Source organism: Chloroflexia bacterium SDU3-3 (assembly GCA_009268125.1).
Lineage (GTDB): Bacteria > Chloroflexota > Chloroflexia > Chloroflexales > Roseiflexaceae > SDU3-3.
This window is the reverse complement of sequence record WBOU01000008.1, coordinates 183,348-200,648: the sequence shown is the minus strand read 5'-3', so window position 1 is coordinate 200,648 and position 17,301 is coordinate 183,348. Positions and strand designations below refer to the sequence as shown.

The following is a 17,301-nucleotide window of genomic DNA, read 5'->3' as shown; positions in this document are numbered from 1 at the left end:
AGCGTAATGCTATAATAGTCAGGTATTATCTCTGTTCTGGGTGGACGCACCCAGCTATACACATATACCTCTATGGTAGGCGCAATTTCTGCTGCTGTTATCCCCACCATCATCTACAGCCTGATCATCTGGTGGCTCGATCGCTACGAGAAAGAGCCGATCATGCTGATCTTGGCCGCCTTTTTCTGGGGGGCCATCCCCGCGATCGTGCTGGCCGTGCTCTTCGAGCTGGTCTTCTCCATCCCGATCGAGCAGTCGCCGCTGGGGCCAAACGCCGCTAACTGGGGGCTGGCCCCCGCCATCGAAGAGGGGCTGAAGGCGATCGCGCTGGCCGGGCTATTTCTGCTGGCCCGCAGCGAGTTCGACGGCCCGCTGGATGGGATCGTGTACGGCGCGCTGATCGGCTTCGGCTTCTCGATGACCGAGAACACGCTCTACTTTCTTAGCTACGGCGATGTGGGCAACCTGTTCTGGGTGCGCAGCGTGCTGTTCGGCATCAACCACGGCTTCTTCACCAGCATTGTTGGGCTGGCCTTCGGCGCGGTGCGCTACGAGCGAAGCCCCAGGCTGCGGATTCTGACGATCCTCGGCGGGCTGCTGCTGGCCATCCTGTTCCACGCGGCGCACAACTTCCTGACGACCGCATTCCTGGCGGCGGGCATGTTCTTCTCGTGGCTGGTGCAGTCGTGCGGGGTGCTGGTGGTGCTGGCGGTGGCGGTGCTCTCGTGGCGCAAAGAGCTGCGCTGGCTGCAGAATGAGCTATGCGACGAGGTGCAGGTGGGCACGATCGATCTGGAGGACTACCGCGCGGTCACATCGTCGGTGCGGCGGCTGCGGCGCGAGATCCAGGCGCTATCGAGCGGCGGCGTGGTGCGGTTCCGCCACATGCGGCATCTGCACTACAGCATCACCGAGCTGGCCTTCTGCAAGTCGAAGCAGCGCATGGCCGACCGCTACCAGGACTGCGACTCGATCGAGCGGCTGCGGCGCGAGATCCCGGCCATCCGGCAGCACCTTGAGCGCACCAGCGGGGTGTGGGCCTGGTTCTAGCGGCTGGCCAGGTGGTGAGCAGAGGATCAAGCATGAAGGGGCGCACTTAGCGCCCCTTCGCTATGCCCTAGAGGCCGGGGAACTGCGCGATCAGGGTGTCGAGCGTGGCCGCGTCGGGGGCCTGCAGCACCAGCACCTGCGTGCCAGCGCGGCTCAGGTAGATCTGCCGCCCGCTCAGCTGCCAGCGCTGCCGCCCCTGCGCGGCGCTCAGCTGGGTGGCGCTGCCCTGGCCTAGCTCCTGCACAAAGTCGGCGTAGGTGCTGGCGAACTCGGCAGCCTCCTGTGGGCTATCCCAGGCGGTGCGGATGGCCAGGGCGAGCTGACCCGCGCCGCCCTGCAGCACCTGGTAGCGGTCGCCGCCCCAGCCCTCGCCGGCGGGCACGGCCTCATCGATCGGCAGCAGGTGCTCAAGGTAGATGCGCAGAGTCAGCTCGCCGAGCGTGTCCTCGTGCATCACCTTCCAGCCGAGCACACGGCCTAGATCGGGCAGCGTCACCGCCACCGGCTCATCGCCCTGGTAGTACTTCTCGGGGTGCAGCACCTGCTCGGTCGAGCGCGGCGGGTTGCGGAAGGCGCGCTCGACATCGGCCTGGCCGCCGTTGGCGTAGAGCGTGGCGGCGAAGGTCGCGCCCTCCTGGTAGGGGAAGTACATGGCCGATTCGACCAAGGGGCCGCTGTAGCTGATGCTCGACATCACGCTGTAGAGATCAAGATCCTGATAGGCCTCAAGCTGGTACTGGGTCACATCCATCGCGTCGAGATAGTTCTGGGCGTAGAGCGACATGCTGTAGGTGGCGTCGCCCTCGATCAGGGCGCGGGTGGCCTGATCGTAGTCGGAGTTGCCCTTGGTGCGCGCGAACATCGCGCTCAGGTCATAGTGCTGATCCTGCAGGCTATGCGTAAACTCGTGGGCGTAGGTCACGCGGTCGTGGACGCCCATCTGGGGCCGATTGGTCACAACCACCAGCTTCTTGGTCTGCTGGTCGTAGAAGCCCAGCACGCTCTTAGTCATGGTCTCGATCTGCGATTTGCGCATGTCCTCGGTCGAGGACTGCCCGCCCATGTCGAGCGCCTGCAGCACCGCTCGGTCGGCGGCCTCGGCATCAGCCGAGTAGCTGGTCTCGTAGCTTTTGGTGAAGTAGTCGCGCAGCTCGGCCTGGTTCATGAACGATCGGGGAACATTGGCCAGCGGCGGCAGCTGGCGCAGCTTGGTGACCTGGCCGTTGATCGTATTCATGGTCTGCAGGTTCTGCACTTCGTTCTTGAGGTTGGTGTTTTCCTGCTGCAGCGTGCTGAGCTGAGCCTTCAGCTCGTCGCGCTCTTTGGCGGCGCTGCTCAGCGTGGCGTTTTTCTCGCGTAGCGTGCGGGCCTCGGTGAAGACCTTGTTATAGTCTTGCTTGTAGCGCTCAAGCTCGGCGCTGGTACCGGCGCTGGCGGTGGGGGCGGCGTTCGTGGCCGCGGTGGCAGCTGGCTGGCTGGCGAGTCGCTGGCGCATATCGAGGTTCTGAGCGAACAGGATGCCTTCGACCACCATCGAGAGGATCAGCACAAGCGCCACCACAAGGGTGACCATTCGATCCATGGGTAACTCCGCTGCTGGGTAGATGTTGCACGACTAGTATACCAGAGCGGCTGGAAATTATAAAATGGCAATTCGCGCAGTTCCCAACGAAATAACATCTATGGCCAGCGCCTGTACTAGCGCGGGGCATACGAGCATAGCTCGGCGAGGTTGGAGGCCTGGGGGATGCGATGGTGCTCGCAGATGATGTCGATATTCCCCTTACGCCAGTAGCCCAGCGGGCAGCACACCACCACCTTGCCGCTGCTGGCAAACAGCCCTAGCTCCAGCAGGGTAATCGGGGCCAGCGACCCCGGCGCAAAGTACATGAGGATGCGGTCGGCGCGAGCCAGCGCGTCGAGCTCCCACTCGACCTGGGCCACAAACTGAGGGTTGGATCGATCCTGCTGCCACGAGGCATCCCAGTCGTCGCGGCGCGGGTTGAGGATGAGAATCTCGTGCGCATCCAGAAGCTGCTCCACATCACGCTGCCACGTGGCCGCCTGGCCCATATCAATCGACCCAGCCAGGAAAACGCTCGGCAGGCCAAACGGCTTTGGCAGCGGCGTCGGCGGCTTGAGAATCTGCGCCATACCATGCTCCTTCTACCCTAGCTTGAACGTACCAGTCGGAAACCGAGAAAGGGATTGTGCACATCGGTGCCCAGCCGGAATCGGCAGGCGCAGCGGGCGTAGCCATGCGGGTTGGCGTAGCAGCCGCCGCGCAGGATGCGCCTGCCCTCGGCGCTGCGGCGCTCGCGGTCGTCGTGGCGCGAGTAGGGGTAGAGCCGATCGAGCGACGCGGTCCACTCCCAGACATTGCCGCACATGTCGAGGCAGCCGTAGGGGCTAGCGCCCTGGGGGTAGGCGCCCACCCGCGTAGTGGTAGCCAGGCCCGCCTCCTGGGTGTTGGCTAGGCGGGCATCCCAGGTATCGCCCCAGGGAAAGGTGCGCCCATCGGTGCCGCGCGCGGCGTGCTCCCACTCGGCCTCGCTGGGCAGGCGGAAGTGCGCGGCGCGCTGAAACGGCCAGCCCCAGCGGCGCAGGCCAAACACCGCACCCGAGAGCCACTGGCAGAACCCGTCGGCCTCGGCCCAGCTCACGTCGGCCACGGGGTGGTCGAGCAGGGCATCGGGCGGCTGGGGGCCGCGCCAGTGCAGGGGCGCGCGCGCGCCGCTGGCGTGCACATAGGCGGCGTACAGCGCGTTGGTCACGGGCACATCGGCGATCTCGAAGGCGTGGAGCGAGAGCGGGAACTGCGGCGACTCCTCGCGGTAGGACTCGCGCGTGCCGCCGTAGATCTTGGCCAGCCCGCTCAGGTCGCGCATCGGCGTGCCCATCAAAAAGGGCGCAGGCGGGATGGTGATAAAGCGCGGGAGCAGCGATTCGAGGCTCACATCGGTTCCCTTGTGCGGCGCCGCTGGGGCGGCCCGCGCTATGCGATGGCCCAGGTGCTGCCCTCGGGCTTCTTGGTGATCTCGATCTGCACTGGGAAGAGGTCTTTGAGCTCTTGGATATGCGTGACCACGAGGATCTGCCCGAAGTCCTGCTGCACCGAGGTGATCGCCTCGACCAGGCGCTCGCGGCCCTTGGCGTCCTGCGATCCGAAGCCCTCGTCGATCACCAGCGTCTCCAGCCGCGCGCCCGCACGCCGCGCCAGCAGCTTGGCCAGCGCGATGCGGATGGCGAAGTCCACGCGGAAGCTCTCGCCGCCGGAGTAGGCGTCGTAGACGCGGGTGCCCAGGCCATCGGCGATCTTGATCTCCAGCGTCTCGGTCACGTCGCCCTTCTTGGTCGCGCCCTGGGTCTCAAAGGTCAGGTGCATCTGGTTATCGGTCATGCGGCCCAGCAGCTTGTTGGCCTCCTCCTGAATCTCGGGCACGGCGGTCTCGATCAGCAGCGCCTGCACGCCCTTTTTGCCAAACGACAGCGTCAGATCGTCGTAGAGGGCCTTGCGCGCGGCCAGCTCCTTGCGGCGCTGCTGCTGCGAGAACAGCTCGACGGCAGCATTTTCCACCGTGGCCAGCTTGCCGCGTTTCTCGCCCAGGTCGCGCTGGGCCACGCCCAGCACGCGCCGCAGGTCGTCGGCGCGCAGCTGGGCGGCGTCGCGCTCGCGGGTGGCGGGGCCGAGGTCGAGCAGGCTAGCCTGGATCTCGGCCAGACGGGCGTCGGCATCGGCCAGATCCTCATCGCGGCGGGCCAGCGACTGCTCGTCGCGCCCGAGCGCGGCACGGTCGTCGGCCAGGCGCTCCTCGGCGCGCTCAAGCCTGCGCCGCTCCTCCTCCCAGCGCACCAGGGCGCGGGCCTGCTCGCCAGCGGCGCGGTGGGCGTCGGAGGAATAGCCGAGATCTTTGGCCTGCTGCTTGATGCGCTCCATGGCCAGCCGATCCTCGTGGGCAAAATCGCCCATGCCCAGCGTGGTCTGCAGCTCGCCCACCAGCGTCTCCTGGTCGTGCAGGGCGGGAAGCGACTCTTCGATGGCCTGGATGTCGCGCTGGATAGACTCGACCTTGGCGATAATGCCGCGCTGCTCCTCGATCCGGCGCTCGACGCGCTGGCTCTGCTCCTCGGCCTGGGCCAGCTGGCGCTTGACCGTCTCCACATCGCCCAGGGCGCTGATCATGGCGTCGACCTTGGCCAGCTCGGCGCGGGTGCCGTGCTCGTAGTCGCCCTTCAGCAGCTGGAGCTGCACGTCTTCTAGGGCGCGCTGGTCCTCGGCCATGCGGGCGCGGGCCTGGTCGGCGGCGGCGAGGTCGGCCTCGCCGCGGGCGATCTGGCCCGCTAGGCGCTGCATCTCGCTGGCCGCGCCCTCGCGCCGTGCGATCTGTTCGCCCAGCTGGGCCAGGCTGGCCTCGATCTGCTTGGCCTCGTTGTTCTTGGTGCTGAACAGGGCGCGCAGGTCAGCCCGCTCGCGGTCGTACTGCTGCTCGATCCGCTCGACGCCGCTGTGTCCCAGCTCGCTGCCGCAGAGCGGGCACTCGTGGGCGTCGCCCTGCTCCTTCAGCAGCGCCAACTTGCGGTTAATCTCGTCGCCCTGGGCCTTGATATGCGCGCACTCGGCCCGCAAAGCCCCGGCCCGATCCACGCCGCCGCGCTCGTCGGCGCGCAGCTGCTCAAGGGCATCGAGATCGGCCTGCAGCGCCTCCTGACGCCTGCGGGCGCGCTCCAGCTCGGGGCGGGCCTGCTCCAGGCGGCGAATCTGATCCTCGGCTTCTTTCTGCTGGCGCTTCAGATCGTCGCGCACCTTGGTTAGGCTAGACTTCTTCAGATCAAGCTGGTGGGCCAGATTGCCGCGCTCCACCTGCAATCGACTCGATTCCTGCAGCTTCTCGCTCAGCTCGGCGCGGCGGGTGCGGGCCTTACCCAGCTCCTCCTGAAGCGCAGGAAAGCCGCTGCTCTGCCGCTGGAGATCGGCCAGCTGAGCCTCAAGGTGGGGGCGGCGGGCGGCGGCATCGCGCAGCCGCTTCAGCTCGCCCTCGGCCACGCGTAGGTCGGCCTTGATCTGGCCTTCAGCCGTATCCACCGCCTTCTCGTGGGCGCGGTAGCGCTCCAGCAGCTGGTCGTAGGGGTCGCGCAGGTCGTCGTAGCGGCGCTGCTCGGCCTGGGCGGCCTCGAGCTGCGCCACGCCCGCCGTGATCTCGGCGCGGCGGGCCACCACCTGCTCGCTCTCGTTCACCGCGCGTCGCAGGCGCTCCACCGCCACGGCCAGATCGTCGCGCTCGCGGCGGATGTCGGCCTGGCGCTTGCGCAGATCTTGGCTGCGCTGGCGCAGCTGCTCAAGCGACTGGACGCGGGCGGACAGCTCGGCCAGCTGCTGCTCGGCCTCGGCCAGCTGCTCGGACACGCTGGCCACGTGGCGCTCGGCGCTCTCCACCTCTTTGGCGCGGAACTCCTGCTCGCTGGCCTGGCGCTCCAGCTCGGCGATCTGGCCCTCCACCACCTTCATCTGGCCATCGAGCGACTTGGCGCGCTCCTTCGAGCCGCCCTCCAGCTGCTCGTACACATCCAGCCCCAGAATCTCGGCCAGCACCTGCTTGCGCTTGGATGGCTCCTTGCGGGTGAACTCGTCGGCGCGGCCCTGGCGCAGGAACGCCGAGTTGGCGAAGGTCTCGTAGCCCATGTGCAGGGTGCTGGTGATGGTCTGCTGGGTCTCGCGTAGGGAGGCCGCCGTCAGCGACTTCCAGGCGTCGCCGCTGCGCACCTGGAAATCGAGCCAGCTCTGGCCGGTGCGCTTGGCCTTGCTGCGCTTGCGGATGATGCGGTAGTCCTGCCCATCGAGCGCGAAGGTCAGCTCGACCTCCATCTCGGTCGCCCCCAGCGCGATCAGGTCGTCGTCGCTCTTCAGACGCGACTCGCCCCACAGCGCCCAGGTCAGCGCATCCAGCAGGGCCGACTTGCCCGCGCCGTTCTCGCCGGACAGGCAGGCGATGCCCAGGCCGTCGAACTCAAGCGGGGGCACATCCTCGCGGTAGCACATGAAATTGCGCAGGGCTAGTTTGCGTGGGATCACGGGGCCTCTTTATCTCATCAGGGCGCGCAATCGGCGCGTGGTGATAGCACAGGTTTTCGGGTCAGGCCATAGTATACACGGCGGGGGATGGGGCCGCAAGGGCGCGGGGATGCGGCACCTGGGCTTATGTGCACGGTAGCCCGAGGATTCTTTTACCACCAAGACACCAAAGCTCCCAGGACGGAAAAGGAACGAATACCACGAAGACGCGAAGGCTCGAAGGCGGGCCAGGGGAGAAACATTGCGGAAGGCAATTGCATCACCCCGGAACCCGATTGCATCACCCCGGAACCCGATTGCATCACCCCGGAACCCGATTGCGTCACGTCGGCCTCGCCCATCCGGCGAAGGCGCACCGATATGACTGCTGGCCATAATCTCCACCGAAGCGGGAAGGCTGGAGCCAATGCTGGCAGGCCGATTTTTCCTATCTTTTTGGCCTTCGCGCCGGTGCGAGCGGCCAGCGCTAGATCGCCGCGATCAGCGCCAGCAGCCGCTTGCGGTAGGCCGCAGCGCCCACACCCGCCCAGGTGGCGGGCAGCCGCACCAGCAGCGCCGCGCGCTCAGCCTCGCGCCGGGCCAGGTAGCCCGCAGGGCCAGGCTCGCCCGCCATGCCAAGCTGCGCGATCGCCGCGCGGGCCACCGCCGCATCCTGAAGCCCGCCCAGCAGCTCCTGCAGGTCGGCCAGCGGCGCGAGGCAGGGCTGGGTGTCCGGCCCGCGCTCGTCGGTGAAGAACTCCAGGGTGTAGCGCAGCCGCTTGCCTGCGATGCGCATCTGGTGCAGGGTAGCCTCGGGCGCGGCGGGCAGCAGCGGCTCGTAGGAGCGCAGCGCCTCGTAGCGCCGCCAGATCAGCGATCCGGCCATGTCGCGGGTGCGCAGCGGCCCGCCGTGCTCGGCCTGCAGCGCCACGCTAGCGCCGGGCGCGGTGAGGAAGCGGGCGAAGTCGCGGACGAGGCGGCGGTAGCGCTTCGACTCGAGGTAGGCCAGCAGCGCAGCGCGGGCCAGCGCCAGCTCGCGCTCGACCACAGCGATCAGCGGCTGTAGGGCGTCCTGCTGCGGCGTCGCAAGTGCGGCCCTGTCAGCGCGCAGGTGCTCTAGCAGCACATCGCGGTCGCGCACGTGGCCCAGCGCAGCCGCCAGATCGCGCAGCCGCCGCCGCGTGTCGCGCACCAGCGCCGCGTCGAACACCGGCGCGACCACCTGCAGCGAGGCGCGCAGGCGGCGGGTGGCCACGCGCATCTGGTGCACGTCCTCGGGGTCGTCGCCGCGCCGCACATCCTGGGCGCGGGCCAGCAGCTTCTCGAAGTGGCGACGCAGCGAGGCCCGCGCGGCCTCGGCCAGCGGCTGCTCGCCGAAGGGCAGGGCGGGCACGGGCGAAGGGGCGAGGGCAGGAGCAGCAGCGGGCAGCGCAAGCTCCAGATCGGCGGGGGCCAGCCGCAGCTCCAGCGGACCGATCTGCTGCTGCCAGCGGCGGGCGTAGGGCGCGGCGGATGCAACTGCCTGCGGGGCCTGCGCGCCCGCCACCAGCAGGGCCAGCCCGCGCCCGCCTGCGTCCGCCGCCACCGCCACGCCAGCGCGGCGCAGCTCGCCCGCCAGCCCAGCGATGGTGCCAAGCTGAAGCGCCGCCTGGCGATCGCGCTTGCCCAGCGCCGCGTAGGCTGGCTCGCGCTCGGGGCGCGGGCGGGCGATGTGGAAGGCGGCAGCGCTGGCCACCACGCGCTGCTGGGCAGCGGTCAGCCCGGGCAGCGGCGCGGCCAGCGCGGCGTCGCGGGCGGCGCGGGCCGCCGCGCCTTCGCCGCCCGCCCCTGCGGCGAAAGCGCAGACATGCGGCAGCAGGCCGCGTAGCGCTGGGTCGAGCGCCGCCAGATCAAACAGCGCGAGCGCTAGGGCAGATGGCCCATCGTTGGGAAGCGATTCTTCAGCATAGGCACGCGCAACCATAGCAACCTCACCTTTTTCAAACCTGCGCACGTCTACCTTTTTAGCCAGCGCTCGCGCAGCAGCATGGCGCGCGCCAGCTTGCTCTGCGGCTCGGGGGTAAGCGGAAAGCGCTCGCGCAGCAGCGCCACCAGCTGGTCGAACGCGTCGCGATCCGCGCTGGGCAGCAGCTCCACCTCCAGCTCGCGCAGCGAGTCGCGCAGGTCGCCCGCCAGCAGCGTGCTAGCATCCAGGCTCAGCTCGGCCAGCTCGCGGCCACCCAGCGCGGCGTAGATATGCTCACGCTCGGTGTGGATCTCCACCGTGGGCAGCAGCGGGGCAGCGCCGATGGTGGCCAGCACGCGGTCGCGCAGCTCGCCCGCAGGCCAGGCGGCGGGGTCATCGCCATGCACATCCAGCTCCCACTCCTCGCGCGTATACAGCCCATCGGCAACGCGCGCAGGCCCCTTGAGCGTGGCAATCTGGCGCGGGCCGATGTGGCGGATGCGCAGGCCATAGGGCGCGGCGCGCAGGCGAGCATCCGCCGTATCGTAGTAGATATTGCGCTGGATCTCCAGCTGCGGCTCGCGGCGCAGCGCGAACGGCCCCAGCTGGCCCAGGCCGCGCAGCGCAGCAAACACCTGCTCGGGGGCGCGAAACTTCGCCTCGATCTCCATAGGTACCTCTGGCTGAGCGCGGTAGAAACCTTACATCAAGAAGATGACATGCGGATCGTAGCTGCTCGCGGCCATTCCGTCAATAGCGCGCCCTAGCGCCGTGTTTGCGCCCCCCACCCTTCGTGCTATAATGTGGGCAGTACTGGACCATAGCGGGCCAGATTGTCTGACATGGAGTATTTCTGGTGAAAGTTACTACCGAAAAGCTGCCGAAGAGTCTACTGGCACTTGATATTGAACTTGATGCCGCGCAGGTAGAAAAGGGCCTGGACAAGGCCGCACGCCGAATCTCGCAGCGTGTGCAGATCCCCGGCTTCCGCAAGGGCAAAGCCCCCCGTTTCATTGTTGAGAACTACTATGGCCGCGCCGCCCTGCTTGAGGAGGCGTCCGAAGATCTGATCAACACCAGCTTCCGGCAGGCGCTTGAGAGCGAAAAAATTGACCCCGTTGGCCAGGCGAATCTTGAAAATGTTCACCTGCACGAGGAGCCGTTTGGCTTCCGCGTCACGGTGCCTGTCCAGCCCGAAATCACTATTCCTGATTACCACACCATCCATGCCGACTTCGAGCCAAAAGAAGTCACCGATGAAGATGTCCAGCGCGCGCTGGATGCCCGCCGCGAGCGCCACGTGGTGCTGAAGACGCTGGAGGAGGCTCGGCCCGCTCAGCAGGGCGACCAGCTGACCGTGCGGATGGAGACCTTCATCGACGGCGAACCGCTGGAGGACCCCGAGGAGCTGAAGGACTCGTCGCTAGTGCTTGAGGCCGACCGCCTGGTGGATGGCCTCTACGACGGCCTGGTGGGCATCGCCCAGGATGAGACCCGCGAGATCGTGGTGAAGATGCCCGAGGACCACGCCAACGAGCAGGTGGCGGGCAAGGATGTCACCTTCAAGGTCACCGTGAAGGAGATCCAGGAGCGCGTGCTGCCCGACTGGGAAGAGCTGCCCACCCTGGAGGAGGTCGAGGGCACCATCGACGAGCTGCGCGAGAAGACCCGCGCCGAGCTTGCCGAGGCCAGCACCCGCTCCGCCGAGAACGCCGCGGTCGACTCCTTCGTCGAGCAGATCATCGCCGGCACCGAGTGGGACTTGCCCGAGGCCCTGATCGAGCGCGAGGCCGACTCGCTGCTGCACGAGCAGGAGAACGAGTGGTCGCGCTATGGCATCACGCTCGACCAGATGCTGCAGTACCGCGGCCAGACCCACGACGAGGCGGTCGCTGATCTGAAGCCCCAGGGCGAGCAGCGGCTGAAGTCCTCGATGGTGCTCAGCGAGGTCATCAAGGGCGAGGGCATCACCGTCGACGAGGCCGAGATCGAGGCCGAGATCGAGCGCATGCTCAACGACTACGACGAAGGCCAGCGCGACAATGTGCGCAACCTGCTCTCAACCCAGCTTCGATCCACCGTTGCCACCGGCGTGCTCAACCAGAAGCTGCGCGCCCGGCTCTTTACCCTCGCCACTGGCAAGGAACTCGCGGCCCCCGCAGCCGAGACAGATTCGCCTGAGGAGAAGTAAGCACGCCGCCGCCCGCCGGGCAAGCCTGGCGGGCGGCGGTGTCCCTAACGAGGATGGAGTACCAACATGGATTGGACATCGATGTACCGCATGGACTGGAGCTCGAAGCGGCCCGAGTCGCTGATCCCGATGGTGGTCGAGAGCACCAATCGCGGCGAGCGCGCCTTTGATATCTACTCCCGGCTGCTCAAAGAGCGGATCATTCTGCTTGGCACTCCGATCGAAGACCAGATCGCCAACCTGATCGTCGCCCAGCTGCTCTACCTGGAGCACGACGACCCCGAGCGCGACATCTCGCTGTACATCAACAGCCCTGGCGGCTCGATCACCGCCGGCCTGGCGATCTACGACACCATGCGCGCCATCCGCCCGGATGTCTCCACGGTCTGCGTCGGCATGGCCGGCAGCATGGCCACCCCCATCCTGGCAGGCGGCACCAAGGGCAAGCGCTTCAGCCTGCCGCACTCGACCATCCACATGCACCCGGCGGGCGGCGGCGCGCGCGGCTACGCCCCGGATGTAGAGATCATGGCCCGCGAGCTGCTGCGCATGCAGCAGGTCATCCGCGAGCTGCTGTCGAAGGACACCGGCCAGCCCGTCGAGCGGATCGCCCACGACTTCGACCGCGACCTGTTCATGACGCCCGAGCAGGCCAAAGAGTATGGCATCATCGACGAGATCCTCACCCGCGAGGATCTGAGCACGCTGACCGAAAAGTAGCACGCCTAAGGAAGGCGGCATGCCCTGCCACACGCAGGGCTGCCGCCTTCTGCATACCGCTTAGCTGGAGAACCTATGTCCCGCAATCGCAGTAGCAACAATGGCCGCGGGGCCTTTCTTTGCTCGTTCTGTGGCCGGGGGCAGGATGAGGTGCAGCGCCTCATCGCTGGCCCCGGTACTATATGCATCTGCAACGAGTGTGTGGCCTTGTGCGGGGCGATCATCGATGAGGACGCAGGCCAGGCCCAGGCCGCAGCCACGCAGAGCCAGCCGCCCCAGGCCGCACGCCCGGCGTTCCACGGCCCCGCGCGGCTGCCGACCCCGCGCCGCATCCGCGAGCGGCTCGACCAGTACGTGGTCGGCCAGGATCGCGCCAAGGTCGTCCTCTCGGTGGCGGTCTACAACCACTACAAGCGGCTGCGGGCTGGCTACAACGTGGATGATGTGGAGCTAGGCAAGAGCAACGTGCTGCTGATCGGCCCCACCGGCAGCGGCAAGACGCTGCTGGCCCAGACCCTGGCCCGCATGCTGGATGTGCCCTTCGCAATCGCCGACGCCACCGCGCTCACCGAGGCTGGCTACGTGGGCGAGGATGTCGAGAACATCCTGCTGCGGCTCATCCAGGCCGCCGACGGCGACATCGAGCGCGCCCAGACCGGCATCATCTACGTCGACGAGATCGACAAGATCGCACGCAAAGGCGACAACCCCTCGATCACCCGCGACGTGTCGGGCGAGGGTGTGCAGCAGGCCCTGCTGAAGATCTTCGAGGGCTACCAGGCCCACGTGCCGCCCATCCCAGGGCGCAAGCACCCCCAGCAGGAGTACATCGCCTTCGACACCACCAACGTGCTGTTCATCTGCGGCGGCGCGTTCGAGGGCCTCGACCAGATCATCGGCCAGCGCACCAACGGCCAGCGCACCCTGGGCTTCGGGGCAGCCCCCGAGCAGCCCAAGGACACCGCGCTGTTCAGCAAGTGCACCCCCGACGACATGCTGCGCTACGGCTTCATCCCCGAGTTCATCGGGCGCATCCCCGTGATCGCATCGCTTGAGCCGCTGGACAAGGTCGCGATGATGCGCATCCTCACCGAGCCGCGCAACGCCATCGTGAAGCAGTACCAGAAGATGTTCGCGCTGGACAATGTGGAGCTAGAGTTCACCACCGATGGCATGGAGGCCATCGCCGAGCGGGCGCTGGCCGTCAAAACCGGCGCGCGCGCCCTGCGCTCGATCGTGGAGGAGGTGCTGCTCGACGTGATGTACGAGATCCCATCGCAGGAGCACATCCACCGCTGCATCATCAACGGCGAGGTTGTCGCCGGAAGGGGCCACCCGATTATGGTGCCGCGCCCCAGCGAGCGCAGCGATTTCCGACGCAGGCTGGATGAAGCCGTCTAGCAGCCCCTGGCGGCGCTGGTGCAGGCAAGCCCTGCCAAGCGCCGCTTGGCGCGCCAAGAGCCTATGCGACTGATCCGAAAAACCTCTGAGCGCCGCAACGAGGAGGCCCCGGCCTCTCGGCGTGTGCTGGTAGCCGACGACGACCCCTCGATCGCGACCCTGGTGCAGGTCACGCTCAAAGACCCGCGCTACGAGGTGGTGCCCGCCCGCAACGGACTAGAGGCGCTGAAGCTGTTCGAGAAGGGCGGCTTCGACATCGTCATCCTGGATGTGATGATGCCCTATGTCGATGGCTTTGAGGCCTGCCAGCGCATCCGCGAGCGCTCCGATGTGCCGATCGTGATGCTTACCTCGCGCGACGGCACCGAGGACATCGTCCACGGCTTCGAGCTGGGGGCCGACGAGTACATCACCAAGCCCTTCAAGACCGCCGAGCTGATCGCCCGCGTCGAGGCCATCCTGCGCCGCGTGGAGGGCTACAAGCACCGCAGCGCGCCCTCGGTGGTGCGCGTGGGCGAGCTAGAGATCGACGAGCCGCGCCACCGCGTGGTGGTGCGCGGCCAGGATGTGAACCTCACTCCTATGGAGTTCGAGCTGCTCTACTTCCTGGCGGCAAACGCAACCCAGGTCTTCGACCGCGAGACGCTGTTTCGCGAGGTGTGGGGCTACGACTACGTGGGCGAGACCAATCTGGTCGATGTCTGCGTGCGCCGCCTGCGCGAGAAGATCGAGTCCGAGCCTTCGAAACCGCGCATTATCATCACAGTTCGCGGCGTAGGATATAAATTATCGGCTAGCTGAGTTGACCGAGGACCTAAGATGGAAGGCCGAGTCGCACATGGTCTGCGGCCTTCGGTCTTTCGCTTTCGGTCTGGAGTGAACACTGCAATGACGGAAAACCTGTTTGTCTCGAAGCACCCGCTGGTGCAGCACAAGCTCACCCTGCTGCGGCGGGCGCAGACCGAGCCGAAGAAGTTTCGCGAGCTGGTGCAAGAGCTGACGCGATTTCTTCTGTACGAGGCGACCCTCGGCATCGGCCTCGAGTCGATCGAGATCGAGACGCCGCTGGCCACCACCGAGGGCAAGCGCAACGCCTCGCGCATCGGCTTCTTCCCCATCCTCCGCGCTGGCCTGGGCATGGTCGAGCCGGCCATCGAGATGATCCCCACCGCCCACGTGTGGCACCTCGGCCTCTACCGCGACCACGAGACGCTTGAGCCGGTCACCTACTACAACAAGCTGCCCCCGCATCTGGATGTCGACCAGTGCATCATCCTCGACCCCATGCTGGCCACCGGCGGCTCGGCGGTGGCGGCGGTGGAGATCCTGAAGCGCTGGGGGGCCACCAACATCCGCTTCCTGGGCCTGATCGCCGCGCCCGAGGGCGTGAAGGTGCTGGCCGACGCCCACCCGGATGTGCCCATCCACCTGGCCGCGCTCGACTCGCACCTGAATGAGAAGGGCTATATCGTGCCTGGCCTGGGCGACGCGGGCGACCGCCAGTTCGGCACAAGCTAGTACAGGCGGCGGGAGCACGCGCGGCCCTCCACGTCGAGCGCCGCGCGCCGCCCTGCTGCGGAGAACTGCCATGAATGGCTCCCATGCCCTCGCCTTGGTCGCTATCTTCTTCCTCTCCCTGATCACCACCGCAATGGCCATACCGCCCGTCATCCGCCTCTGCCAGCGGCGTGGCTGGGTTGCCGCGCCCGGCGGGCGCAGGCTGCACGCGCGCCCCACGCCCACCATCGGCGGGATCGCCATGTTCGAGGGCTTCGCCGTGGCCATGCTCGCCACCTTCGCCCTGGACATGGCGGGCGTGATCGAGCGCTCGTCGTTCGAGACCGAGCGTATCTTCCTGGCGCTGCTGGGCAGCGCGCTGCTGTTCGGCGTGATGTGGGTGGACGACGTGGTGGAGCTGGCCCCCAAGCCCAAGCTGGCCGCCCAGATCGCCGCCGCCCTGATCGCTGTCGGCCCGTTTCTCTGGGACCACTCGCGCGCGCCCGACGCGGCAGGCGCGCTCACCGAGGCGCACGGCGTGGTGCTGACCGCATTCAACGCGCCCTTTGTGGGCCAGGTCAGCCTGTGGAACATCAGCCCGTGGCTGGCGATCGGCGCGACCGTGTTCTGGATCATCGGCATGAGCAACACGGTCAACCTGGTGGATGGGCTGGATGGCCTGGCCGCCGGGGTCTCGCTGATCGCCGCGCTGGTGCTGAGCATCAAGGCCATCGTGCTGGGCCAGCTGACGGTGGCGCTGCTGCCGCTGGCGATCGCCGGTGCATGCCTTGGCTTCCTGGTCTTCAACTTCCCGCCCGCCCGCATCTTCATGGGCGACACTGGGGCACACCTGCTGGGCTTCGCGCTGGCGGTGAGCGCGATCATGGGCGGGGCCAAGCTGGCCACCGCGCTGCTGGTGCTGGGCGTGCCCATCCTGGATGTGGCCTGGCTGATCGTCTCGCGCACGCTGGGGGGGCAGGGCGTGGCCCACGCGGGCCGCGACCACCTGCACTACCGGCTGCTGGATCTGGGCTACACGCCGCGCCAGATCGTGCTGTTCTACTACACGCTCAGCGCCAGCTTTGGCATGCTGGGCATCGCTGTCACGCCGCTGGTGGTGAAGCTGATCGCGCTGCTCTTCCTAGCCGCGATCGTCGGCTTTGTGCTGCTCTATATCTCGCGCCGCACCAATCTGGCCGCCAAAGAGGCCGCTGGCGCGCAGCAGCCCAAGAAGCCCTAGTCCTAGCACCCTGACAAGACACACAAAGGGCTACGCCAAGTATCGGCGTAGCCCTTTGTGTTACCCTATGGCAGCAGCTAGAGCATGGTGATCTGGTTCTTGCCGCGATCTTTCGCGTCGATCAGGGCGTTGCGGGCCTGCTCCAGCAGGGTGTCGGGGGGGGTGTGCTCGTCGATACTGACCACGCCGATCGAGATCGTGCCAGGGTAGGCGCTGGTGGTGCCAGCGTCCTCCACTGCCAGGCGCAGGCGGTCGGCGATCTCGCGCGACTCCTCGCGGCCCGTGTCGGGCAGCAGCACCACGAACTCGTCGCCCATCATCCAGCGGGCCACGAAGTCGCCGGGGCGGATGTTGGCCGACAGCGTGCGGGCGATGCTGCGGATCCACTCGTTTCCGGCACTGTAGCCGTAGCGGGTGTTGTAATCCTTCAGGTTGTCGCCATCGATCAGCAGCACGCCCAGCGGCGTGTGGCTGTGGGCGCAGCGCTCGATCTGGCGCGCCAGCATCTGCTCCATCGAGCGGGCGTTGGGAAGGCCCGTCACCGGGTCGTGGAAGGCCTGCTGCTCGGTGGCGCGCAGCTGCGCGCCCAGCTCGGCCAGGGTGCCCAGGCGGGCCACCAGCAGGCTGGCCAGTCGCGAGGTGGCGGGCGGCAGCGAGCCCATGGGCTGGGCGCTGTAGACGCGGTTGTGCTCGCCTGCGTTGCCGTGGATCTGGGCCTCGCACACCGCGATCAGGGTCTCGGCGTCGGCGGCGTGCTCGGGGTAGCAGCCCACCGCCAGCGTGGCCGTGAACCCTAGCGAGGCCGCCGACAGCCGCGCCTGCTCGGCGATCTGCAGCGCATCGGCGCGGGCAGCGCCCGGCAGCAGCAGCGCCAGCGAGTCGTAGGCGGTGCGGTAGAGCCGCGCGCCAGGCGTGGCCGATGCGACCTGCGACAGCAGCCGCACCAGCGCGCCCAGCGTGGCGGGCGGTGGCGCGTCGCGAACCTCGGGCGGCAGGCCATCTATCACACATACAATCAGCGTCAGCGTCATCGCTTGCCGCATCTGCTCGCCCAGGTCGGCGCAGAGCCGGATCAGGGTGGGCAGGCCAGTCTGGTGATCGGCGGTCAAGACGGTGGCCGCTGCTAATGCAGAGTGTGTGTTATCGATAGCCATGATCTCTAATCGACGTAGTGCCACAAAAGAGGCCCTTTGTGCCGCACGAGTATG

The 17,301-nt window shown here is 67.3% G+C and carries 14 protein-coding genes; 7 read left to right on the top strand and 7 right to left on the bottom strand.

Annotation, left to right across the window (positions count from 1 at the left end; genetic code table 11):
• Positions 1-72: 72 nt before the first annotated feature.
• A complete protein-coding gene (locus tag F8S13_15445) occupies positions 73-1,050 on the top strand; it encodes a PrsW family intramembrane metalloprotease (protein ID KAB8142378.1) in 978 nt (325 codons plus the stop codon).
• A 67-nt stretch (positions 1,051-1,117) separates the two neighbouring features.
• On the opposite strand, the gene F8S13_15440 is transcribed toward F8S13_15445, so the two are convergent.
• From F8S13_15440 to F8S13_15415, 6 genes are all read right to left on the bottom strand, one after another.
• Positions 1,118-2,632 (bottom strand): hypothetical protein, encoded by a 1,515-nt coding sequence (locus tag F8S13_15440; GenBank protein KAB8142377.1) that lies wholly within the window; start codon positions 2,630-2,632, stop codon positions 1,118-1,120.
• A gap of 116 nt (positions 2,633-2,748) precedes the next feature.
• Positions 2,749-3,204: a hypothetical protein gene (locus F8S13_15435; GenBank protein ID KAB8142376.1), complete on the bottom strand. Its 456-nt coding sequence runs from the start codon at positions 3,202-3,204 to the stop codon at positions 2,749-2,751.
• A 17-nt stretch (positions 3,205-3,221) separates the two neighbouring features.
• A complete protein-coding gene (locus F8S13_15430) occupies positions 3,222-4,007 on the bottom strand; it encodes a formylglycine-generating enzyme family protein (protein ID KAB8142375.1) in 786 nt (261 codons plus the stop codon).
• Positions 4,008-4,045: 38 nt separating this feature from the next.
• Entirely contained in the window at positions 4,046-7,120 is a 3,075-nt protein-coding gene (locus F8S13_15425; GenBank protein ID KAB8142374.1) for an SMC family ATPase, read from the bottom strand.
• A 466-nt stretch (positions 7,121-7,586) separates the two neighbouring features.
• Positions 7,587-9,062, bottom strand: a complete 1,476-nt coding sequence (locus F8S13_15420) for a CHAD domain-containing protein (GenBank protein KAB8142373.1) — start codon at positions 9,060-9,062, stop codon at positions 7,587-7,589.
• A gap of 32 nt (positions 9,063-9,094) precedes the next feature.
• Positions 9,095-9,715, bottom strand: coding sequence for a CYTH domain-containing protein (locus tag F8S13_15415; protein ID KAB8142372.1), 621 nt, complete (start codon positions 9,713-9,715; stop codon positions 9,095-9,097).
• Positions 9,716-9,900: 185 nt separating this feature from the next.
• Here F8S13_15415 and tig point away from each other — a divergent pair, with 185 nt between their 5' ends.
• The 6 genes from tig to F8S13_15385 all read left to right on the top strand — a co-directional run bounded on the left by tig (position 9,901) and on the right by F8S13_15385 (position 16,093).
• Positions 9,901-11,235, top strand: coding sequence for a trigger factor (gene tig, locus F8S13_15410; GenBank protein KAB8142371.1), 1,335 nt, complete (start codon positions 9,901-9,903; stop codon positions 11,233-11,235).
• Between the two features lie 66 nt (positions 11,236-11,301).
• Complete coding sequence (locus F8S13_15405) at positions 11,302-11,955, top strand: ATP-dependent Clp protease proteolytic subunit (GenBank protein KAB8142370.1); 654 nt, start codon at positions 11,302-11,304, stop codon at positions 11,953-11,955.
• 75 nt (positions 11,956-12,030) lie between these two features.
• Positions 12,031-13,356, top strand: coding sequence for an ATP-dependent Clp protease ATP-binding subunit ClpX (gene clpX / locus F8S13_15400; protein ID KAB8142369.1), 1,326 nt, complete (start codon positions 12,031-12,033; stop codon positions 13,354-13,356).
• 63 nt (positions 13,357-13,419) lie between these two features.
• Complete coding sequence (locus tag F8S13_15395; GenBank protein KAB8142368.1) at positions 13,420-14,157, top strand: response regulator transcription factor; 738 nt, start codon at positions 13,420-13,422, stop codon at positions 14,155-14,157.
• An 87-nt stretch (positions 14,158-14,244) separates the two neighbouring features.
• The gene (locus F8S13_15390; protein KAB8142367.1) at positions 14,245-14,874 is read left to right on the top strand and encodes a uracil phosphoribosyltransferase; all 630 of its coding nucleotides are present in this window, start codon (positions 14,245-14,247) and stop codon (positions 14,872-14,874) included.
• A gap of 70 nt (positions 14,875-14,944) precedes the next feature.
• A complete protein-coding gene (locus tag F8S13_15385; protein KAB8142366.1) occupies positions 14,945-16,093 on the top strand; it encodes an undecaprenyl/decaprenyl-phosphate alpha-N-acetylglucosaminyl 1-phosphate transferase in 1,149 nt (382 codons plus the stop codon).
• Positions 16,094-16,170: 77 nt separating this feature from the next.
• Here the strand turns inward: F8S13_15385 and F8S13_15380 are convergent, their stop codons facing one another.
• Positions 16,171-17,247: a diguanylate cyclase gene (locus F8S13_15380; protein ID KAB8142365.1), complete on the bottom strand. Its 1,077-nt coding sequence runs from the start codon at positions 17,245-17,247 to the stop codon at positions 16,171-16,173.
• Between the last annotated feature and the right edge of the window lie 54 nt (positions 17,248-17,301).